This window comes from Pseudonocardia alaniniphila (assembly GCF_022524485.1).
Classification (GTDB): Bacteria; Actinomycetota; Actinomycetes; order Mycobacteriales; family Pseudonocardiaceae; genus Pseudonocardia; species Pseudonocardia alaniniphila.
This window is the reverse complement of the sequence record NZ_JAKXMK010000032.1, coordinates 30,237-50,865: the sequence shown is the minus strand read 5'-3', so window position 1 is coordinate 50,865 and position 20,629 is coordinate 30,237. Positions and strand designations below refer to the sequence as shown.

Genomic DNA, 20,629 nt, shown 5'->3' with positions numbered 1-20,629 from the left:
AGACGGTCGCGCGGGTTCGGTCAGGCCAGGATGCGCAGCGGGTTCTCGAGCAGTGCCACGAGCGTCTGCAGGAACAACGCACCCGTGGCCCCGTCGACCACGCGGTGATCGCAGGAGAGCGTGAGCCGCAGGATCGACCGGACGACGGCCTCACCGCCCCGGGGCCGGATCTCCTCGGCCGCAGCACCGACCGCGAGGATCACCGCCTCGGGCGGGTTGATGACGGCGGTGAACTGCTCGATCCCGTACATCCCGAGGTTCGAGACGGTGATCGTCCCGCCGCTCATCTCGTCGGCCCGGAGCCCGCCGTCGCGGGCGCGGACCGACTTCTCGCGGGTCTCCGCGGCGATCTCCGACACGCTCTTGCGGTCTGCATCGCGGACGACCGGCACCAGCAGGCCTGCCGGGACGGCGACCGCCACGCCGACGTTGACCCGCAGGTGGCGGCGCAGGAAATCACCCGCGAAGGAGACGTTGACCTCCGGGCGCGCCCGCACGGCCGTGGCCACTGCCTTCACCACCAGGTCGTTCAGGCTGACCTTCGGCCCACCGGCGGCCGCCAGCGTCGCGTTGAGCGTGGTCCGGAACTCGATCAGATCGGTGACGTCGACGGCGCTTATCAGGAAGAAGTGCGGCGCCTCCTGCATGCTGCGCGTCAGCCGGGCGGCGGCGACGCGCTGCATCGTGGAGAGCGGCACCTCGACGACGTCCTGCTCCGCCTCGGATCCACCCGCGGGCGCCGGGACCGGCGCGACCTCGACCGGACCCGGGCCGGCTGCGCCGGAGGTCGCCTGCGCTCCGGGCGTCTCCGCGGCCGTCCCGGGAGTGGCCTCCGCGAAAGCGATGATGTCGGCCCGGATGACGCGGCCGTGGGGACCCGTCCCGCGGACGTTGCGCAGGTCGACGCCGCGCTCCCGAGCGAGTCGGCGAGCCAGCGGCGACGCGAGCAGGCGCCCGTCGCGGGGCAGGGCAGACGGCTCCGGAGCCGGCTCGACCGGCCGCGCTCCCACCGGTACCTCTGCCTCCGGTGCATCCGGAGCGGGAGCGGCCGCGAGCGCGGGTTCGGCCGGTGTGGCCGCGGTCCCGGAGCCGTCGCCGATCACGCCGATCGGTGTGCCGATCGGTGCGCTCTCGCCGTCTCCGACGAGGACGCGCTCGAGCACGCCGTCGTCGTAGGCCTCGAGCTCCATGATCGCCTTGTCGGTCTCGATCTCGACGAGAACGTCCCCGGCGGTGATCGTGTCGCCCACCTTCTTGCGCCAGGTCGAGATGACGCCCTCCTCCATCGTGTCGGAGAGGCGGGGCATGGTGATGTCGGGCATCGGGCGGGTCCGTTCCGGGTGGCGTCGGGTCTGGTCAGCGGCGTCGGCCCACCGCGGCGAGGGTTTCCCGCACGGCGGTCACCAGGGAGTCGGCCGAGGGCAGCGCGGCCTGCTCGAGGGGCTTGGCGTATGGCAGCGGCACCTCCGCCGCGGCGACGCGGCGCACCGGGGCGTCGAGGTGGTCGAACGCACCGTCCGAGATCGTCGCGGCGATCTCGGCACCGATCCCGTAGGTGAGCCAGTCGTCCTCGGCCACCACGGCGCATCCGGTCTTGCGTGCCGACGCCACAATCGTGTCGCGGTCGAGCGGCCGGAGGCTGCGCAGGTCCACGACCTCGGCGGAGATCCCGGAGCCTGCGAGCTGTTCGGCGACCTGGTAGGCCACCGCCGCCATCCGGGAGTACCCGACGATCGTGATGTCCGTGCCCTCGCGGGTCACCGCCGCGCGACCGATCTCGGCCGGACCGAGGTCGTCGGGCACCTCTCCGCTGGAGTTGTAGAGCGCGAGGTTCTCCAGGAACAGCACCGGATCGTCGTCGCGGATCGCGGCGAGCAGGAGCGCCTTCGCGTCGGCGGGGGTGCTCGGCGCCACGACCTTCAGCCCCGGGACGAACGCGTAGTAGAGCTCGATGTTCTGCGAGTGCGTGGCGCCGAGCTGCTGGCCACCTCCGCCGGGAGTCCTGATGACCATCGGGACGCTCGTCTGGCCGCCGAACATGCCGTAGATCTTCGCCGCGTGGTTGACGATCTGGTCGAGCGCGAGCAGCGAGAAGTTGATCGTCATGATCTCGACGACCGGTCGCAGGCCGAGCATGGCGGCGCCGATCGCCGCCCCGACGAACCCTTCCTCGGCGATCGGGGTGTCACGCACCCGCTTCTCGCCGAACTCGGTGAGCAGGCCGGCGGTGATCTTGTAGGACCCCTCGAAGACGCCGATCTCCTCCCCGATCAGGAAGACGTCGTCGTCGCGGAGCAGCTCCTCTCGCAGGGTGCTGCGGAGGGCCTCGCGGTAGGTCATGACGGGCACTGGTCGTCCTCGATCATCGGAAGAGGGGGTCGGCGGGGAGCCGGCGGGAGTCACCGGCGACCGGGGTGGCGTAGGTGTGGTCGAAGAGCGTCGAGACGTCCGGGTGCGGGCTCGCCTCGGCGAAGGAGACGGCCGCATCGGCCTCGGCCCGCGCGTCGGCCTCGATCCCGGCCAGTTCGTCCTCGTCCGCGACCTGCGCGGCGATCAGCGCTGCGCGCAGCCGCGCCACCGGGTCGGCGTCGCGCGCAGCCGTGTTGTCGGCCTCGGTGCGGTACCGCGCGGGATCGACGACCGAGTGGCCCTTGAGCCGGGCGCTGACCGTCTCGAGCAGGGCAGGCCGTCCCTCGGTCCGGGCCCGCTCCACGAGGCGGTGGGCCGCTTCCCGGACGGCCAGCACGTCGTTGCCGTCCACGCGCTCGCCGTGCATGCGGTAGGCGGCCGCCCGCTTGTAGAGCTCCGGCTCGGCGGAGGACCGCTCGACGACGGTGCCCATGCCGAGCCCGTTGTTGACGATCACGAAGACGATCGGGAGGTTCCAGAGCGCGGCGATGTTCAGCGACTCGTGGAAGGCACCGATGTTGGTGGTCCCGTCGCCCATCTGGCACAGGACGACCTCGTCGCCGCCGCGGTAGTCGATCGCCAGAGCGGCGCCGGTCGCGAGCGGCACCTGGCCGCCGACGACGCCGTAGCCGCCGAGCAGCCGTGTGTCGCGGTCGAACATGTGCATTGACCCGCCCCACCCCTTGGAGGTGCCGGTGGTGCGGCCGTAGAGCTCGGCCATCACGCGGCCGGGCGCGATCCCCTTGGCGATGGCATAGCCGTGCTCGCGGTAGTTCGCGAACAGGTAGTCGGTGGGCCGAAGTGCGGCCATGAGACCGACGACCGTCGCCTCCTCACCGAGGTTCAGGTGGCAGTAGCCGCCGATCTTCGCCTGGGTGTAGCCCTGGGCGGCACGTTCCTCGAACCGCCGGATCAGGACCATCCGGCGGAAGTACTCGCGCAGCGTCTCCGGATCCTCGGCGTCGAGAGGGGCGCCTGTCTTCGCCGACGTGCCTCGCGCACGTTCGGACGTCCTCGTTGCCATACCCGCTCCTTCGATCAGCGCCTGCACAGCTCACTGTCGTCGGCGGTGGCGCGGGGCACCATGATCGGACGCCCACGTCTGGAGGCACCGGGTTGGGCAGATTGCCCAACCCTCAGCGGTCAACGCGAGAGGACGTCGCCGGGCAGGCCGATCGCGGTGAGCGCCAGAGAGAGCTCGACGTAGGCCTGGCGCCCCGACAGGTCGCGCCCGACGAGCGTCGAGATCCGCTGCAGGCGGTTGAGCACGGTGTTGCGGTGGCAGTAGAGCAGCGTTGCCGCGGCTCCTGCCGATCTGTCCGCGTCCAGCCAGCCGGCGAGCGTCTCCAGCAGCAGGTCGCGCTCCCTGGCCGGGAGGTCGAGGATCGGCCCGAGCCACGTGCGCACCAACCGCCTGCAGAGCTCCGGCTCGCTGAGGAGGAGCGACTCGGGGTAGCGGTCCTCGATGGGCACCAGCCCGACGGTTCCTGTGGGCAGAGTGCCCAATGCGACGACGGCGAGCCGGTGTGCGAGCCCGACGTCGGCGAGTCCACGCGACGTCGACGCAGCGGCTGCCCTCCCACGCGCGAGCGGCCCGAGCCGATCGAGCACGAACTGCACATCGTGACCGTCCAGCGGGACCAGACCGACGAGCGTGTCCGCACGGACGTGCCAGACCGACCGGACGCCCACGGCGGCCAGCGCCGTCTGCGGATTGCGCAGAGCAGCGGAGCCATCGGCGCCGAGGTCGGCGACGACGACCAGGTAGCCACCGCCGACCGGGAGCTCGAGCTGGTCGGCGACCCGCTGACCGAACCCGCCGTCCATGGCCCGGCCGGCCAGGACCTCCTCGACCAGCGCGTGCTTGTGCTGTTCGTCGCCACGCAGCCGTTCGAGCTGGGCCTGCCGATACGAGGTGGACAGCGCCGACGACAGGCCATCGACGACCGTCCACATCGCTGTTGCGGTGGCACCGATGGCCCCCGGTTCGATCTCCGCGCCGCTCGCCCGCTCCAGCAACGCCTCCCAGACGATGCGGCCGCCGAGCCGGAACGTCCGCAGTATCACTTCGAGCGAAACGCCCTGCTCGGCGCGTTGACGTCCGATCTGCGCGGCGACATCGTCGTCCACGGCCATGGATCGGGCACCGCCAAGGATCTCCAGGACCCGTGTGAGGTAGCGCCGGCTACCGTCCCGGAGAACCTCATGGGGCACCGATCCATAGTCGGTCCACTCGGGATTGTCGGTGAAGATCGCTGACATCAGCCGGTCGGTGAGCACGTCGACATCGGCGAGCCACGCGGCCGCGATCGGCTGGATCGGGCTCGTGGTGGCCGACCCGTCGGCTCCCATGACGGTCGACGGTACCGCCGGGCACCCCGTGCCGGACCGCAGCCGCCGGGCGCCCGCCCTACGTCCGTTCAGCGGGGCATACGCCGCCACAGCGCGCGAGGTGCGTGCCGCAGAACTGCGAAGATCGGCCGCAGCACAGCCGGCACCCACACCTCGCCCCGGCCGCGGCGCAGCGCACGCACCGTCGCGTCCGCGACCTGGTCCGGTGTGGACGAGAACGGGGCCGGCGCCATCCCCTCCGTCATCCGCCCCACCACGAACCCCGGCCGCACCAGCAGCAGCCGCACGCCGCTGCCGTGCAGCGCGTCGGACAGCCCGCTCGCGAACCCGTCCAGGCCTGCTTTTGCCGAGCCGTAGACGTAGTTGGCGCGGCGGACCCGCGCGCCGGCGACCGACGAGAAGACGACGAGCGTGCCCTTCCCCTGCGTGCGCATCACGGCCGCGAGCTGCGTGAGCACGGCGACGTGCGCCACGTAGTCGGTGTGCACGATCTCCACCGCGTGATCCGGGTCGAGCTCCGCGCGCGCCTGGTCGCCGAGCACGCCGAACGCGACCACCACGGTGTCGATCCTGTGGTGGCGGCGCACGACGTCGAGCAGCACCGCACGGTGCGACGCCAGGTCGTCGGCGTCGAACTCGACCCGGTCCACCGCGGCGGCCCCGGCATCGAGCAGCGACTTCTCCTCGGCGTCGAGGTCCGCGCTTCGGCGCGCGGCCAGCACGACCGTCGATTCGGGCGCGAGCCTGCGCGCCACGGCCAGTCCGATTTCGCTCCGTCCCCCGAGGACGAGAATCGTCTCCCCCATCATCGGCGCAGCCTGACATATCGCCGCGACAGCGCCGATCCAGCGTTGACGAATGCCCGAAACGCCCCTTCGGCTCCGATCCCCCCGGCAGGTTGGAGCGGCTGTCCGGGTCGCCGTCCCTCATCGCCGAGGAGATGCCGGCGGCCGGCGACTCTCGTCCCGTGACCGAATTCGCCCGGAGGCAGCGGCCCGGCGCGCCGGGAACGGTCGACCCGCGTGGTCCCCGGCCGGCGGCTGCCAGATACTGGTCCGATGCGCGCCGCCGTCCTCGGCTCTCCGGTCGCCCACTCGCTGTCGCCCGTGCTGCACACCGCCGCCTACGCCGCACTGGGGCTGGACGACTGGCACTACGAGCTGCACGAATGCGACGAGGCCGGACTGGAGGGCTTCGTCGCCGGTCTCGACGGCGAGTGGGCCGGGCTGTCCCTGACGATGCCGCTCAAGCGGGTGGCCCTGGAGGTCGCCGGCGAGGTCTCGCCACTGGCCTCGGCCACCGGCGCCGCCAACACCCTCGTCCTGCGCGAGGGCCGCCGGTTCGCCGACAACACCGACGTGGCCGGACTCGTCGCCGCTCTGCGCGGAGCGGGTGTGGGCGAGGTGGGGCCTGCCCGGCGGGCCGTGGTGCTGGGCGCGGGCGGCACGGCCCAGGCCGCGCTCGCCGCGCTGCGTGAACTGGGAATCCCCGAGGTGGACGTGCTCGTGCGCTCCCTCGAGAGGACGGGCGAGCTGCGCGCCGCAGCCGAACGGATCGGGGTGTCCCCCGCCATCAGCGCCACGCTGGCCGACCCGGCCCTGACGAGCGCCGCGATCACCGGCGCCGACGTCGTGATCTCCACACTGCCGGCCGGAGCCGCCGACAACCTCGCCGGGGCAGGCGCGGGCACCGTGCTGCTGGACGTGGTCTACGCGCCCTGGCCCACAGTGTTCGCTGCCACCGCCGCAGCCGCCGGAGCGCACGTCGTGAGCGGGCTGGAGATGCTGCTGCACCAGGCCGTCGCCCAGGTGGAGCTGATGACCGGCCACCCCGGGCCGGTGGACCAGATGCGCGCGGCCCTGGACGCAGCGGTCGCCGTCCGAACCTGACGAACAGGACCCATCGAACTTCTCGGCGGGTCGGCGCTCAGCGGCGCCGGTGCACCGACACCGCGTAGTTCCCTTCCGCGTACGGTTCCCGGTCCCACGTCGCGAACCGTTCGTCCAGCTCCAGGCCGGCCGCCTCACACCAGCCGTCGTAGTCGGCGAGCGTAGGCCACCCGTCCTGGAGCTGGAAACCCGCGACGAGCCGTCCGCCCGTCCGCAGGTGCTGGGCGCAAGCCCGCACCGCGTCCGCATGGCCACCGGCCGCGACGTACGGGATGACGTTGCCGGCCAGGGCGACCACGTCGAACCGCTCCGGTCGCGCCAGCGCGCCGAGGTCACTCGCCACCCATTCCAGGTCGGGCGCCTTGGCCCGCGCGGCGGCGATCATGTCCTCGTCGACGTCCACGCCCAGCACCGCGATCCCGCGGCGCGCGAGCTCGATGCCGACGCGGCCCGTGCCGCAGCCACCGTCCAGCACGGACGTCGGCTCGAAGGACGCGATCAGGTCTGCCTCGCCGTGCGGGTTCTCCCCTGCAGCGGCCATCCGTTGCCAGCGATCGTCATAGCGGTCGAGGTCGACCTGCTTACGCCATTGGTCCCAGTCCCCGGGAAGTTGACTCACCTTTTCCAGGCTACGGCGGCCCGCGGAGTCCATCCGGAGGGACAATCGGCCATCGTGAGCGTTCACGAGTCCGTACTCGACGCCGTCGGCGACACCCCTCTGTTCCGGCTCAACCGGATCACCGAGGGGCTCCCGGCCGCTGTCTACGTCAAGGTCGAGTTCGCCAACCCCGGCGGCAGCGTCAAGGACCGGGCCGCGCTGGCCATGGTCCGCGAGGCCGAGCGCCTCGGCGACCTACGGCCCGGCGGCGTGATCGTCGAGGGAACGTCGGGCAACACCGGTGTCGGGCTCGCCATGGTGGCCGCCCAGCGCGGGTACCGGACGATCGTGGTGACTCCCGACACGATCGCGCGGGAGAAGGTGGCACTGCTGCGGGCGTACGGCGCGCAGGTCGTGCAGACCAGCGGCAAGGTGCCGCGCGACCACCCCGACCACGTCAACAACATGGCGCGGCGCATCGCCGAGGAGACGCCCGGTGGGTGGCACGCCAACCAGTACGACAACCCGGCCAACCCGCGGATCCACGAGCTGACCACCGGCCCGGAGATCTGGGAGCAGACCGGCGGGCGGGTCACGCACCTCGTGGCGGGTGTGGGCACCGGCGGCACGATCAGCGGCACCGGGCGCTACCTCAAGCAGCACGGGGTCACGGTGATCGGCGCGGACCCTGCAACCTCGGTGTACTCCGGGGGCGACGGCAGCCCGTACTTCGTGGAGAGCATCGGCCACTACCTGCACCCCGCCAGCTCGGTGGACGTGTGGCCCACCGCCTACGACCAGGGCGTACTCGACAGGTTCGAGCGCATCCCCGACCGGGAGTCGCTGATGGTGGCGCGCAGGCTCGCGCGCGAGGAGGGGCTGCTCGTCGGCGGCTCGGCCGGCACGGCGGTGGCCGCGGCGCTGCGGGTGGCGGCTGAGCTGGGACCCGAGCACCTGGTCGTGGCGATCCTGCCCGACTCCGGACGCAACTACCTGTCCAAGTACTTCGACGACGACTGGATGACACACCTGGGATTCCTGGACGCCCCGCAGGGTCCGTTCGTACGCGACGTCGTGCCGCAGCGGGGCCTCGCCGTCGCGCACGCGGGCCACACCGTCGCGGCCGTCCTCGATGCGCACCCCGAGGGCCTCGTCGCCGTCGTCGTCGCGCGCGAGTCCGACGCGCCGACGCGCTCCGCACCAGAGGTGCTCGGTGTGGTCGAGGCCGCCCAGCTGCGCACGCTCGTGGCCGCCGACCCCGCCCGCGCCGGCGACGACGTGGCCACCCACGCGGGACCCGCACCCGCCTTGGTCGGCGCCGGTGAGAACCTCGTGGACGCCAGGGCACGACTGGACGGGGACGGCCCGGTACTGGTGCTCGTCGACGGCCGGGCGATCACCCTCGTCGCGCGGGACGTACTGGAACAAGCGTCCGCCACGTCTGGTTGACCCGGGCATGAAGGTGGAGATCTGGTCGGACGTCGTCTGTCCGTGGTGTGCGATCGGTAAGCGCCGATTCGAGAAGGCGCTCGCGCAGTTCGCGCACCGCGACGAGGTCGAGGTCACCTGGCGGAGCTTCGAGCTCGACCCGGGCGCACCGCAGGAGCGCGAGGGCGACCTGGCCGAGCACCTGGCGTCGAAGTACGGCGTCTCGCGGGAGCAGGCCGACGGGATGCACCGCCAGATGACGGAGACCGCCGCGGCGGACGGCTGGGAGTTCCACTTCGAGCACGCCCGCAGCGGCAACACCTTCGACGCCCACCGGCTGATCCACCTCGGCGCGGAGCGCGGCGTCCAGGACGCCGTGAAGGAGCGCCTGTTCCGCGCCTACCTCACCGAGGGCGAGCGCATCGGCGACCCCGAGACGCTGGTGCGGCTCGGCGCCGAGGCCGGACTGGACGCCGACGAGGCCCGGGAGGTCCTCGCCTCTGACCGTTTCGCCGACGAGGTGCGCGCCGACGAACGCCAAGCCCAGGCGTTCGGCATCAATGGGGTGCCGTTCTTCGTGATCGACCGGACGTACGGGGTGTCCGGCGCCCAGCCGTCCGAGACGCTGGTCGAGGTGCTGGACACGGCGTGGGCAAAGACCCACCCGCTAGAGGTACTGACCCCGGCAGCGGGCGAAGCATGCGCGGACGGCTCCTGCACCATCTGAGCAGACCCCGCGTTGTGGAGCCGTAGTGCTGCTGGGACGCGGCCCGTCGCAGCGTTACGGCTCCACAGTGCGACTAGGTGCAGATGGCTCCCTGCGCTGCGGAGCCGACCAGCTTCGCGTATTTGCCCAGTACCCCGGTGCGCAGCGTGGGCTCGGGGGGTGACCACGTCTCCCGGCGGCGCGCTCGCTCTTCGTCGTCCACCAGCAGGTCCAGGGTGCGCTTCGCCATGTCCAGCACGATCCTGTCGCCGTCCTGGACGAAGGCGATCGGGCCGCCGTCGGTGGCCTCCGGCGCCACGTGCCCCACGCAGAGCCCGGTGGTGGCGCCGGAGAACCGGCCGTCGGTGAGCAGCAGGACGTCCTTGCCCAGCCCGGCCCCCTTGATCGCACCGGTGACGGCCAGCATCTCGCGCATGCCCGGGCCTCCGCGCGGACCTTCGTAGCGGATCACGACGACGTCGCCGGGCCGGAGCGTGCCGTCCTCGACGGCCGTCATCGCGCCCTGCTCCCCGTCGAACACCCGCGCCGTGCCCTCGAACCGCGACGAGTCGAAGCCCGCGCTCTTCACCACGGCCCCCTCCGGGGCGAGCGAGCCGCGCAGGATCGTGATGCCGCCGGTGGGGTGGATGGGGTTGTCGAGGGCCCGCAGGATGGTGCCGTCGAGGTCGGGTGGGTCGATCGCGGCGAGGTTCTCCGCGAGCGTTGCGCCGGTGACGGTGAGCGCGTCGCCGTGCAGCAGCCCCGCCTCCAGCAGCGCCTTCATCACCACCGGCACGCCACCGACCTGGTCGACCGTGGACATGACGTGCGCTCCGAACGGCTTGACGTCGGCCAGGTGCGGCACGCGGTCGCCGATCCGGTTGAAGTCGCCGAGCTCCAGCGGGACGCCTGCCTCGTGGGCGATCGCGAGCAGGTGCAGCACCGCGTTCGTCGAGCCGCCGAAGGCCATCACCACGGCGATCGCGTTCTCGAAGGCCTCGCGGGTGAGGATCTGCCGGGCGGTGATGCCCTTCTCGATCATCGCGACGACCGCCTCACCGGACGCGCGGGCGATCCCGTCGCGGCGCCGGTCGACGGCGGGCGGGCTCGCCGAACCGGGAAGGGCCATCCCGAGCGCCTCGGCGGCCGACGCCATGGTGTTGGCCGTGTACATCCCGCCGCAGGCGCCCTCGCCAGGGCAGATCGCGCGCTCGATCGCGTCGACCTCCTCGCGGGAGATCAGGCCGCGGGCACACGCCCCGACCGCCTCGAACGCGTCGGCGATGTTGACCTCACGGCCGTTCACGTAGCCGGGGAGAATCGAGCCCGCGTAGACGAAGACCGCAGCGAGGTCGAGCCGCGCTGCCGCCATCAGCATCCCGGGCAGGCTCTTGTCGCACCCGGCGAGCAGCACCGTGCCGTCGAGCCGCTCGGCCTGCACCACGGTCTCGACGGAGTCGGCGATGATCTCGCGGCTCACGAGCGACCAGTGCATGCCGATGTGGCCCATCGAGATGCCGTCGGACACCGAGATCGTGCCGAACTCCATCGGGAAGCCGCCCGCCCGGTGCACACCCTCCTTCGACGCGACGCCGAGGCGCTGCAGGGAGAGGTTGCAGGGCGTGATCTCGTTCCAGCTCGAGGCGATCCCGATCTGCGGCTTGGAGAAGTCCTCGTCGCGCATACCGACGGCGCGCAGCATCCCGCGCGCGGCCGCGCGTTCGAGCCCGTGCGTGACATCGCGGCTACGCGGCTGGAGATCGGACGTCTGGGTCATCGGTTGGTCCTCCCGTGCGGTGGTGGTGGCGGCCCTCCCGCCGTCATCCTCGCCCCACCGCCCCGCGGGTCGCACCGGCGGCCCCCTCGTTCCTCTCACGCCCGACCAGCAGGACGATCACCCCGGCCAGCACCATGAACGCGGCCACGACGAACATGCCCGCGCGGAAGCTCCCCGTGAGGTCCTGCAGCCAGCCGGTGAGGTACGGGCCGACGAAGCCGCTCAGGTTGCCGAACGAGTTGATCAGCGCAATCCCCGCCGCCGCCCCGACGCCGGTCAGGAACGCGCTCGGGAGCTGCCAGATCACGGGAATCGCCGAGTACACGCCGACCGCGCACAGCGTCATCGCCGCCATCACGAGGTAGGGAGAGTCGAGGTAGAGCGCCACCGCGACGCCCGCCGCCCCGAGGAACGCGGGCACAGCGACGTGCAGCCGCCGTTCGCCGGTGTGATCGGAGTGCCGGGCGTTCAGCACCATGACCACCGACGCGACGAGGTACGGCACGGCGGTGATCAGCCCGATCTCGACGAGCGAGAAGCGGACACCGAACTGTTCCTGCAGGTCCGACACCACCTGCGGGAGGAAGAAGGCGAGCACGTAGAGCCCGAACACGACCCCGAAGTAGATGACCGAGAGCGCGACGACCCGCCGGTCCCGCAGGCCTGCGAGCAGCCCGGTCTCCTGCGGCACCTGGGCGGCGTCCTCGTCGGCGATCCGCTGTTCCAGTGCCTGCTGCTCCGCTCCGGAGAGCCAGCGGGCCCTGCTCGGGCGGTCCGGCAGCAGCACGAGGACCAGCACGCCCACGAGCAGCGCCGGGATGCCCTCGACGAAGAACATGAACCGCCACCCGGCGTCGAACCCGAGCATCCCGTCGCCGTTCTGGATGAGCAGTGTGGAGATCGGCGCGCCGAGCACCGACGACAGCGGCACGGCCAGGAAGAACAGCGCCGTGACCTTCGCCCGCTGCGCCCGCGGGAACCAGTAGGTCAGGTACAGGATGATGCCCGGGAAGAAGCCTGCCTCCGCGATGCCGAGCAGGAAGCGCACGATGTAGAAGCTGATCTCGCCCTGCACGAACGCCGTGGCGGACGCGACCACGCCCCACGTGATCATGATCCGCGCGATCCAGATGCGGGCGCCGACGCGGTGCAGGATGACGTTGCTGGGCACCTCGAAGAAGAAGTAGCCGATGAAGAACAGCCCGGCGCCGAGGCCGTACGCGGCTGCGGAGAGCCCGAGGTCGGGGTTCATCGTCAGCGCGGCGAACCCGACGTTCACGCGGTCCACGTAGTTCAGCAGGTAGCACAGGCCGAGGAAGGGCAGCAGCCGCCACATGGCCTTGCGCACCGCCCCCTCGACCACCCGGTCCGTCGCGGCGTCCACCTCGGCCATCTCTCCCCCTCGAGCTCGCGAAGGTCAACTCCTACATCGGCCACCGGGAAACGACAACCGATGGGCGCGAGCGGGCGGCCCGAGCACCGGCATCAGCCCGGGATCGAGCTCCCGTAGAGGCACCTCGGGTTGTCGGCGAGCACGGCCTGCCAGGCCTGCTCGCCGCCGCACCAGCGCCACAGCCGGTCGAGAGCCGCCCGGTCGTCCACCGCACGGAAGGGTTCGACGGCGAGCGGATCCCGCCGGTCCCGCCCGTCGGTGTGCGGCCAGTCCGACGCCCACACCGTACGGTCGGGGGCGGCTGCCAGCAGGGCACGCGCAACCGCGGCCGCGTCGGGACCGTCCGGGCTGCCGGTGGCACGTTCGGGCGCGGACAGCTTGATCCAGACGTGCTGCTCGGCCAGAAGCTCGCACATCCCGTCGAGCGCCCGGCCGGGTCCCGGGAGCAACCCGAGATGGTCGATGACGACCGGAACCGGCATCCCGGCGATGGTCGTGGCCGCGTCGAGCAGCGTCTCCGCGTCGGCGAACACCTGCACGTGCCATCCGAGCGGTGCGACGCGCTCACCGGCGGCGGGCAGCAGGTCGCTGATCGGCCGGTCGTTCCCTCGGCTGTGCAGGTTGACCCGGATCCCGCGGACGCCGGCCCGATGCAGGTCGCCCAGCTCGGCATCCGTCGCTCCGAGGTCGATCACCGCCACCCCGCGGGCGCGGGGCCCGAGCCGGGCAAGCGCGTCGGCCAGGCAGGAGTTGTCCGACCCGTAAGGGCTGGGCTGGACGAGCACGACGTGCTCGATGCCGAGGGCGTCCAGGTGGGTGCGCAGCTGTGCCACACCTGCCGGACCGGGCGTGTACGCGCGGTCGGCAGCCAGCGGGAAGCGGTCGAAGGGCCCGAAGACGTGGGTGTGGCAGTCGAACGCGCCCGGCGGCGGCGCGGGCGCCGTCACGCCGATCGCGCCGCCATCTCGCGCAGCGCGGCCACGTCCTCGCGCAGCACCTCGACGCCCTCGCGCTGCTGCCGGCGATAGGCCGCGAGCTCGGCCTCGCCGGGGAGCCGTACGGGCGTGGCAGGGTCGGACGGCGGTGTGTCGTGGAGGATTCCGGCGAAGTCCGACATCCGTCCGGCCAGGTCGCCGGAACCCATCAGGCGCGCGGTGTCGATGAGGATGAACACGTGCCCGAGGTCCTGGGCGCGCCCCGGGTCGGCGCTCCAGGAGCTGACGTGGTCCAGGTATGCGGCACCGGACAGGAGCCCGGCGAACAGGTCGACCATCAGCGCCAGCCCGTAGCCCTTGTACCCGCCGATCGGGAGCAGGAAGCCGTCGAGCGCGGCCGCGGGGTCGGTGGTCGGGGCGCCCTCGCGGTCGGTCGCCCACGTGGCCGGGATGCTCTCCCCGGCCTTGGCGGCCTGCCGGATCTTGGCCCGGGCGACCACGCTCATCGCCATGTCCAGCAGGACGGGTTCGCCGCCCGGCGCGGGGACGCCGATGCCGAGCGGGTTGTTGCCGACCCGCGCCTCGCGGCCGCCCGACGGGGCGATGGTCGTGGTGGCGTTGCTGGCGATGATCGCCGCGAAGCCCTGCTCCGTGGCCTGGAACAGGTACGGCATCACCGGCCCGAAGTGGTTGCTGTGCCGGGCGAAGGCCGCACCGATGCCCGCGTTGCGCGCCCCTTCGACGGCCGCCGCCAGAGCCCGCGCACCGACGAGCGGACCGATCCCGTTGCCCCCGTCGACCCGGGCGAGCGCCGGCGCGACGCGTTCCACGGTGACCGTCGCCGCAGGAGACAGCCCGCCGAGACGTGCGCGGTCGACGTACTGCGGAATCCGCTGGACGCCGTGGGTGCGGATCCCGAACAGGTCGGCCAGCACCAGCACCTGCGCGATCTCAGCGGCGTCACCGGCCGGTACACCGGACGCCCGGAGGGCGGCCGCGGCCAGCTCTCCGAGCTCGTCGACGGGCAGGATCGTGGTCTCGTTCATCAGGTCTCCTCGGTGCGGCTCAGGTCGACGTCGTGGGTGCTCTCGAGGTCGTCGCCGAACCACGCCTGGATCCCCGCATCCCGCACGCCCTCGTACTGCGGGCCCTCGCTCCCCTCCGGCCAGGTCATGGGCACGTCGTGCCCCGGGACGACGACGGTGCCCGGGAGCTCGCGCCACAGGCCGCGGATGATCGCGAGCGTGTTCCTGCTGGCATCGCGGTCGAGCGTCATGTCGACGTCGCCGGACAACAGCTCGGCACGGTTCTTCGCGGCGTCGCCGGTGAACAGGACGGGGCCGGCGGAACCGCTCACCCGGAACACGAGGCTGCCCGGCGTGTGCCCGGGGGCGGCCACGGCGGTGATCCCCGGCAGGACCTCCGCACGTCCGTCCGGTCCCGGCTGGATCCGGTGGGTGCGCGGGTTCTCGGCCAGATCCTTGGCGTACAGCTCGGGGAGCGGGATGAACGCAGCCCCGGTGGCCAGCGCCCAGGTCAGCTCGTCGGCGCCGATGTGCACCGCGGCTTCAGGGAACAGCAGGTAGTTGGCCGCGTGGTCGTAGTGGGCGTGGCTGAGCAGCACGTCGGTCACTTCCGCCGGGTCGACGCCGTGCTCACGCAGGCGCCCCGCGAGCATCGGTCGCATCCCGAAGCTCCCCGAGTCGACCAGCACCAGCCGGTCCGTCCCGCGCAGGAGCGTGACGCTGCTCCAGCCGAGCCCGCCGTGCCGCGTGCTGCGTCCGGGGAAACCCTGGACGATCTCGATGACCTCGAAGGTGTCGCTGTTCATGCCGTGTCCGCCATCCGCTGTGCCGCCGGACCACCGCGGCCCGACGCGTCGAGTGTGTCGCGCGACGAGGAGTACCGGCGGTCGAACACCCGGCGGCCCGCGACGGACCCGACGACGGTGACCAGCGCGAGCACCGCGAGGTAGACGCCGAAGCCGTAGGGGCTGCCGGTGGTGTCGTTGAGCCAGACGCCGATGAACGGGCCGGTGCCGCCGAACAGGGACTGGGCGACGTTGTAGGCCAGCGCACCGGCCGTCACCCGGACCGACGAGGGGAAGATCGCGCTCAGCGCGAGCAGCGCCGGCACCGCGAGCAGCCCCTTGCAGGCGCCGATGAGGAACCCACCGATGAGCCCACCCGCGAGACCGTGGGCCGCCAGTGCCAGCACGGGCACCGCGGCGACGGCGACCACGACGCCGGCGATCGTGAGGGTGCGACGGAGCCCGATCCGGTCGCAGACGACGCCCATCACGAGGGTCGCGATGATCACCGCGATGTTGCTGAGGATCGTCGCGTTGTAGGCGTCGCCGGTGGAGAGCCCGTTGACGTCGATCAGGAAGGTGGTGAGGTACGAGGTGATGGTGGTGCTGATCAGCGCATAGCTCGCCGTGCAGACCAGGAGCACCGTCATCGCGGGCCACTGCCGGCGCAGGGTCGAGCGCACCGGCGACGCCTCCGACGCGGTCTCGCGGCGCACGCGGGCCAGCTCCTCGAACTCCGGCGTCTCCTCCACCCGGGACCTGAGGTAGAAGCCGAACGCCGCGAGCGGGACGGCGACGAAGAACAGGATCCGCCAGCCGTAGGCGTTGTAGGCCTCCTTACTCATCACGGCCGAGGCGACACGTGCGAGCACGGTGCCGGTCATGATGCCGACGAACGTGGTGGCCACGAGCTGGGCGACGTTGCGGGCCCGGTGTCCGAGCGGGCTGTGCTCGTAGACGAAGCTGATGGCGCTCGCGTACTCACCGCCCGCGCCCATGGACTGGGCCATCCGGCAGATCACCAGCAGCACCGGGGCCACCAACCCGATCTGCGCGTAGGTGGGGAGCACCCCCATCGCCGCGGTGCCGCCGCACGTCACCAGGATCGTCAGCGACAGAGCCCGTTTCCGCCCGAACTTGTCGCCGATGCGGCCGAACACGATCCCGCCGAACGGCCGTGCCAGATAACCGAGCGCGAAAACGGCGTAGGTGCTGAGCAGCCCCACCACGGCATCGCCCGGTGGGAAGAACTGCGTCGCGATGATCGTCGCGACCACTCCGTAGACGCCCCAGTCGTACCATTCCGCGAAGTTCCCGGCCGACGCGGCGAGAATGATGCGTCGTCTGCGGCGACCGGTGAACTCAAGCTCTGGGGAACTCATCGTCGAGTCGTCTCCTTCGGACGGGGAGCGGACGGGGCGGCGGGGAGAGCCGCGCCCGTCAGGACGAATCGGGCAGGTGTTCGACCACGGCGGCGGCGATAGCGCCCGGGCCGCCGCGAGCCGATCCGTCGGAGCCGATACGGGCCTGCCCCGCGGCGAGAGCGGCTGTCACGGCCGCACGTACATCGGCGGCGGGACGCTGGTGACCGAGGTGGTCGAGCATCATCGCGGCGGCGAGGATCTGCCCGACCGGGTTCGCCAGATCCCGACCGGCGATCGACGGGGCGCTTCCGTGAATGGGCTCGAAGTAGGCGGCGCCGTCACCGATGTTGCCCGACGGGCAGAGCGAGATCCCCCCGATGGTCGCCCCACCCAGGTCGCTGAGCACGTCACCGAGGAGGTTCTCCATGACCAGCACGTCGAACTCCCCCGGCCGCAGGACGAGCGCCTGAGCCGCGGCATCCGCGTAGAGGTACTCGGTGGCGATATCCGGGAACTCGGCGGCGACCTCGCCGAAGATCTCGCGGAACAGCGCATGGCTGCGCAGCACGTTGCTCTTGTCGACGCAGGTGACCCGCTGGACGCCATCGGCCGGGGCGCCCGTGCGGGCGCGAGCGATCTCGAACGCGCGCCGGCACACGCGCAGGGTTCCCTCGCGGGTGGTCATCGTGGTGTCGGCCACCGCCCACCTGTTGCCGACACCCTTGCCCCTCGATGCGTAGAGGCCCTCGGTGTTCTCGCGCACCAGCACGTAGTCGATGTGCCCGGCACGGGCGAGGACCGGTTCGATCCCGGGGAGCGCGAGCACCGGCCGGACGTTGGCGTACGCGTCGAGCCCGCCGCGCAGGATGCCACCCAGCAGCCCCGCCTCGGTGCCGTCGGGGAGCCGCACGTCGGGGAGGCCGACCGGTCCCTTGAGTGTCGCCTCCACGCCGGTGCGCATGAGCTCGAGATCCTGTGGCGAGCAGGCGGCGCCGGTCCGGCGGTAGGCGGCCGCCCCCGCGTCCACCTCGGTGAGGGCGAACTCCAGCCCGGCCCGATCCCCCACCGCGGTGAGCACGGTGAGCGCAGCCTCGACGAGCTCGGGGCCGATGCCGTCGCCGCGGATCACGGCGACCTCGTGCCGTGGCATTGAACCTCCACAATCAACACAATCAACATTGAGTAATGCTGATGTGTCGACCGTAGGCACCTGCTCATGCGAGTGTCAACGCGAGCCGACTCGGCGAGGAGTGCATAATCCTATATTGATTAATCAACCTATGACCGACGAAGGAGGCCACTGTTGTCAACCTCCGCTGGTCCGCGCAGCGACGTCATCTCGATCGCCCAGGCGGCCGGCTTGCTAGGGGTCAAGCCGGCCACCGTCTACGCCTACATCAGCCGCGGCCAGCTCAGCAGCAGCCGCCTCCCCGACGACCGGCGCAGCTGGCTCTCGCGCACCGAGGTCGAGGAGTTCGCGCGGCGGCGCGGCGCCCGGCCGCTGGCGGTTCCGCTCCCGCTCGACCTTCGACTACCCGAGGCCGCGAGCAGCGCGCCTGCGGGGACGTCCGTCGGCTGGATCGCCGACGATCGGCTGCTCTTCCGCGGCCTGGACGCCACCGGGCTCGCGGTATCCGTCCCGTACGCGGAGGTGGCCGAGCTGCTGTGGACCGGCGCCATCGCTCCCGGTCGGCTCCACCGCCTCGACGCCCGGCTGCGCCGCTCGATCCAGCGCACACAGGCGGCGATGCCCGAATCGAGCCTCCCGCTGGACCGTCTGAAGGCCACCGCGATCCTGCTCGGGGCCGCCGACCCGTTCCGCTATGACCTGTCCCGCCCCGCGGTCCTCTCCGCGGCGCGCACTCTCGCCCCCGCGTTCGTCGAGTCGCTGCCCTTGCTCGCCGCGGCGGAGGCGACCGACGGCCGCGACGTCGACGGCCGTGACACCGACAGCGGGGACGACCTCGCCACCCGGCTGTGGTCCCGGCTCACTCCTGCCCCGCCCGGCGAGGCTCAGCTGGCCCTGCTCTCGGCGGCGCTCGTGCTGCTCGCCGAGCACGGCCTCGGCCCGTCCACGCGCGCGGCCCGCGAAGCCGCCGCCAGCGCAGCCGACCCCTACTCGGTGGTGCTCGCCGGAATGAGCGTTGCCAGCGGCCTGCTCCTGGGCGGCGGGTCGTCGTTGGCGGTCCAGGCCTGGCTGGAGGAGATCGACACGGTGGCCGCGGTGTCCCGGGTGCTCGCGGACCGGTTGCTGCGCGGCGACAAGGTGTCGGGCTTCGGCCAGCCCCGCTACCGCGTTCCCGACCCGCGGGCCGCGCTGCTGCTCGAACTGCTGGCGGCGAGCCGGGGCGACCCGGAACGCCAGCGCATCGTCACGGCCGTCGTGGCGGCGGTGCGTGAGCGGCGGGGCCTCGCGCCCAACGCGGAATTCGCGCTCGGAGCGATGTGCTTCGTGCACGGCATGCCACGGGGTGCGGGCGAAGCGGTCCTCGTCATCGCGCGCTGCGCCGGCTGGATCGCCCACGCCGTGGAGGAGTACGAGGCCACGCCGGGGCCCCACGCTCCGCTCTCCCGCACCTGATCAGGACCGGCACGACACGAATAGAAAGGCTGCCGAATGGCGAAGATCACGGTCGACGGCACGGTCGTCGAGATCGATGGCGACGAGATGGCACGGGTGATGTGGCACTGGATCAAGGACATGCTGATCCTCCCCCACCTCGCCCTCCCGATCGACTACCACGACCTGGCCATCAAGGAGCGGGACGCATCCGACGACCAGGCCACCGTGGCGGCAGCCGAGGCGATCAAGAAGCACGGTGTCGGCATCAAGTGCGCCACGATCACACCGAACCAGGCGCGCGTGGAGGAGTTCGGCCTCAAGCAGTCGTGGCGCTCCCCCAACGGCACCATCCGCAACATCCTCGGGGGGGTGATCTTCCGCGAGCCCATCGTCGTCCCCGTTGTACCGCGGCTCGTGCCGGGCTGGACGAAGCCGATCATCATCGGGCGGCACGCTTTCGGCGACCAGTACCGCGCCACGGACTTCCGCTTCCCGGGTCCGGGCAGGCTGACCGTCACCTTCACCCCGGAGGACGGCTCCGCGCCGATCGAGCACGAGGTCTACCAGGCCCCCGGCGCCGGTGTGGCGCTCGCGATGTACAACCTCGACTCCTCGATCCGCGACTTCGCGCGCGCCTCCCTGAACGTCGGGCTGGGCCGCGGCTACCCGGTGTACCTCTCCACGAAGAACACCGTCCTCGAACGCTACGACGGCCGCTTCAAGGACCTGTTCGACGAGGTCTTCGACACCGAGTTCAAGGACCGCTTCGCCGCCGCGGGCATAACCTACGAGCACCGCCTGATCGACGACATGGTCGCCTCGTCCCTGAAATGGGAGGGCGGCTACGTCTGGGCGTGCAAGAACTACGACGGCGACGTCCAGTCCGACATCGTGGCGCAGGGCTTCGGCTCCCCCGGCCTGATGACGTCGATCCTGGTCTCACCCGACGGGCGCACCGTCGAGACCGAGGCCGCCCACGGCACCGTCACCCGCCACTTCCGCCGCTACCAGCAGGGCGAACAGGTCTCGACGAACCCCATCGCGTCGATCTACGCCTGGACCCGCGGCCTCGCCCACCGCGGCGAGCTGGACGGCAACACGGCGCTGATCGGCTTCGCCGAGACGCTCGAGCGCGTGGTCATCGACACCGTGGAGGGCGGGCGCATGACCCAGGACCTCGCACGCCTGATCGGCGAGGGCACGCCGCACCAGAGCACGGAGGAGTTCCTGGCCACGGTGGCGGAGAACCTCCGGAGCGCCCTCGCCTGAGCGACCCGCGGCAGCACCCCACGCCGACGAACGGCCCGCCGATCCAGCCCTAACGGAGGAACGCGCCGTTGATGCGATCGGCGCGCGAGCCGACAGCGCACGCAGAACCCGAGCCCGGCCGGACGAGCGGCCCGCC

Annotated in this window: 18 protein-coding genes; 5 read left to right on the top strand and 13 right to left on the bottom strand. The window is 71.8% G+C overall.

Annotation, left to right across the window (positions count from 1 at the left end; all coding sequences use genetic code 11):
- Positions 1–20: 20 nt before the first annotated feature.
- From MMF94_RS32205 to MMF94_RS32185, 5 genes are all read right to left on the bottom strand, one after another.
- Complete coding sequence (locus MMF94_RS32205) at positions 21–1,322, bottom strand: dihydrolipoamide acetyltransferase family protein (RefSeq protein WP_241041197.1); 1,302 nt, start codon at positions 1,320–1,322, stop codon at positions 21–23.
- Between the two features lie 34 nt (positions 1,323–1,356).
- A complete protein-coding gene (locus tag MMF94_RS32200) occupies positions 1,357–2,349 on the bottom strand; it encodes an alpha-ketoacid dehydrogenase subunit beta (RefSeq protein ID WP_241041196.1) in 993 nt (330 codons plus the stop codon).
- 13 nt (positions 2,350–2,362) lie between these two features.
- Positions 2,363–3,433 (bottom strand): pyruvate dehydrogenase (acetyl-transferring) E1 component subunit alpha, encoded by a 1,071-nt coding sequence (pdhA, locus tag MMF94_RS32195; protein ID WP_241041195.1) that lies wholly within the window; start codon positions 3,431–3,433, stop codon positions 2,363–2,365.
- 119 nt (positions 3,434–3,552) lie between these two features.
- Positions 3,553–4,761 (bottom strand): PucR family transcriptional regulator, encoded by a 1,209-nt coding sequence (locus MMF94_RS32190; RefSeq protein WP_241041194.1) that lies wholly within the window; start codon positions 4,759–4,761, stop codon positions 3,553–3,555.
- 68 nt (positions 4,762–4,829) lie between these two features.
- Complete coding sequence (locus MMF94_RS32185) at positions 4,830–5,567, bottom strand: decaprenylphospho-beta-D-erythro-pentofuranosid-2-ulose 2-reductase (protein ID WP_241041290.1); 738 nt, start codon at positions 5,565–5,567, stop codon at positions 4,830–4,832.
- Positions 5,568–5,819: 252 nt separating this feature from the next.
- Between MMF94_RS32185 and MMF94_RS32180 the strand changes: the two genes are divergently transcribed.
- Positions 5,820–6,650, top strand: coding sequence for a shikimate dehydrogenase (locus MMF94_RS32180; protein WP_241041193.1), 831 nt, complete (start codon positions 5,820–5,822; stop codon positions 6,648–6,650).
- Positions 6,651–6,687: 37 nt separating this feature from the next.
- Here MMF94_RS32180 and MMF94_RS32175 read toward each other — a convergent pair whose 3' ends face one another.
- The gene (locus MMF94_RS32175) at positions 6,688–7,269 is read right to left on the bottom strand and encodes a class I SAM-dependent methyltransferase (RefSeq protein ID WP_241041192.1); all 582 of its coding nucleotides are present in this window, start codon (positions 7,267–7,269) and stop codon (positions 6,688–6,690) included.
- Between the two features lie 54 nt (positions 7,270–7,323).
- Between MMF94_RS32175 and MMF94_RS32170 the strand changes: the two genes are divergently transcribed.
- A complete protein-coding gene (locus tag MMF94_RS32170; RefSeq protein WP_241041191.1) occupies positions 7,324–8,697 on the top strand; it encodes a PLP-dependent cysteine synthase family protein in 1,374 nt (457 codons plus the stop codon).
- 7 nt (positions 8,698–8,704) lie between these two features.
- Complete coding sequence (locus MMF94_RS32165) at positions 8,705–9,403, top strand: DsbA family oxidoreductase (protein ID WP_241041190.1); 699 nt, start codon at positions 8,705–8,707, stop codon at positions 9,401–9,403.
- Positions 9,404–9,476: 73 nt separating this feature from the next.
- Here the strand turns inward: MMF94_RS32165 and ilvD are convergent, their stop codons facing one another.
- The 7 genes from ilvD to MMF94_RS32130 all read right to left on the bottom strand — a co-directional run bounded on the left by ilvD (position 9,477) and on the right by MMF94_RS32130 (position 17,811).
- On the bottom strand, positions 9,477–11,159 hold the full coding sequence (gene ilvD / locus MMF94_RS32160) for a dihydroxy-acid dehydratase (RefSeq protein ID WP_241041189.1): 1,683 nt from the start codon (positions 11,157–11,159) through the stop codon (positions 9,477–9,479).
- A gap of 43 nt (positions 11,160–11,202) precedes the next feature.
- Positions 11,203–12,552 (bottom strand): MFS transporter, encoded by a 1,350-nt coding sequence (locus MMF94_RS32155; RefSeq protein WP_241041188.1) that lies wholly within the window; start codon positions 12,550–12,552, stop codon positions 11,203–11,205.
- 92 nt (positions 12,553–12,644) lie between these two features.
- Positions 12,645–13,499, bottom strand: a complete 855-nt coding sequence (locus tag MMF94_RS32150; RefSeq protein WP_241041187.1) for an amidohydrolase family protein — start codon at positions 13,497–13,499, stop codon at positions 12,645–12,647.
- A complete protein-coding gene (locus MMF94_RS32145; RefSeq protein WP_241041186.1) occupies positions 13,496–14,533 on the bottom strand; it encodes an Ldh family oxidoreductase in 1,038 nt (345 codons plus the stop codon). The genes MMF94_RS32150 and MMF94_RS32145 overlap by 4 nt, the downstream gene beginning before the upstream one ends.
- The gene (locus tag MMF94_RS32140) at positions 14,533–15,318 is read right to left on the bottom strand and encodes an MBL fold metallo-hydrolase (RefSeq protein WP_241041185.1); all 786 of its coding nucleotides are present in this window, start codon (positions 15,316–15,318) and stop codon (positions 14,533–14,535) included. The genes MMF94_RS32145 and MMF94_RS32140 overlap by 1 nt, the downstream gene beginning before the upstream one ends.
- Positions 15,315–16,679: an MFS transporter gene (locus MMF94_RS32135; RefSeq protein WP_241041184.1), complete on the bottom strand. Its 1,365-nt coding sequence runs from the start codon at positions 16,677–16,679 to the stop codon at positions 15,315–15,317. The genes MMF94_RS32140 and MMF94_RS32135 overlap by 4 nt, the downstream gene beginning before the upstream one ends.
- A 58-nt stretch (positions 16,680–16,737) precedes the next feature.
- A complete protein-coding gene (locus MMF94_RS32130) occupies positions 16,738–17,811 on the bottom strand; it encodes an isocitrate/isopropylmalate dehydrogenase family protein (protein ID WP_241041183.1) in 1,074 nt (357 codons plus the stop codon).
- A gap of 153 nt (positions 17,812–17,964) precedes the next feature.
- Between MMF94_RS32130 and MMF94_RS32125 the strand changes: the two genes are divergently transcribed.
- Together MMF94_RS32125 and MMF94_RS32120 are read left to right on the top strand one after the other, a co-directional pair.
- Positions 17,965–19,242 (top strand): citrate/2-methylcitrate synthase, encoded by a 1,278-nt coding sequence (locus tag MMF94_RS32125; RefSeq protein WP_241041182.1) that lies wholly within the window; start codon positions 17,965–17,967, stop codon positions 19,240–19,242.
- A 36-nt stretch (positions 19,243–19,278) separates the two neighbouring features.
- Entirely contained in the window at positions 19,279–20,493 is a 1,215-nt protein-coding gene (locus tag MMF94_RS32120) for an NADP-dependent isocitrate dehydrogenase (protein WP_241041181.1), read from the top strand.
- Positions 20,494–20,629: the final 136 nt, after the last annotated feature.

What these genes read in the sequence shown, in the direction of transcription:
- MMF94_RS32180 (WP_241041193.1), top strand. Translation starts at nt 5,820, where the DNA reads ATGCGCGCCGCCGTCCTCGGCTCTCCGGTCGCCCACTCGCTGTCGCCC.
- MMF94_RS32185 (WP_241041290.1), bottom strand. Translation starts at nt 5,567, where the DNA reads ATGGGGGAGACGATTCTCGTCCTCGGGGGACGGAGCGAAATCGGACTG.
- MMF94_RS32155 (WP_241041188.1), bottom strand. Translation starts at nt 12,552, where the DNA reads ATGGCCGAGGTGGACGCCGCGACGGACCGGGTGGTCGAGGGGGCGGTG.
- ilvD (WP_241041189.1), bottom strand. Translation starts at nt 11,159, where the DNA reads ATGACCCAGACGTCCGATCTCCAGCCGCGTAGCCGCGATGTCACGCAC.
- MMF94_RS32130 (WP_241041183.1), bottom strand. Translation starts at nt 17,811, where the DNA reads ATGCCACGGCACGAGGTCGCCGTGATCCGCGGCGACGGCATCGGCCCC.
- MMF94_RS32190 (WP_241041194.1), bottom strand. Translation starts at nt 4,761, where the DNA reads ATGGGAGCCGACGGGTCGGCCACCACGAGCCCGATCCAGCCGATCGCG.
- MMF94_RS32205 (WP_241041197.1), bottom strand. Translation starts at nt 1,322, where the DNA reads ATGCCCGACATCACCATGCCCCGCCTCTCCGACACGATGGAGGAGGGC.
- MMF94_RS32140 (WP_241041185.1), bottom strand. Translation starts at nt 15,318, where the DNA reads ATGAACAGCGACACCTTCGAGGTCATCGAGATCGTCCAGGGTTTCCCC.
- pdhA (WP_241041195.1), bottom strand. Translation starts at nt 3,433, where the DNA reads ATGGCAACGAGGACGTCCGAACGTGCGCGAGGCACGTCGGCGAAGACA.
- MMF94_RS32145 (WP_241041186.1), bottom strand. Translation starts at nt 14,533, where the DNA reads ATGAACGAGACCACGATCCTGCCCGTCGACGAGCTCGGAGAGCTGGCC.
- MMF94_RS32135 (WP_241041184.1), bottom strand. Translation starts at nt 16,679, where the DNA reads ATGAGTTCCCCAGAGCTTGAGTTCACCGGTCGCCGCAGACGACGCATC.
- MMF94_RS32120 (WP_241041181.1), top strand. Translation starts at nt 19,279, where the DNA reads ATGGCGAAGATCACGGTCGACGGCACGGTCGTCGAGATCGATGGCGAC.
- MMF94_RS32165 (WP_241041190.1), top strand. Translation starts at nt 8,705, where the DNA reads ATGAAGGTGGAGATCTGGTCGGACGTCGTCTGTCCGTGGTGTGCGATC.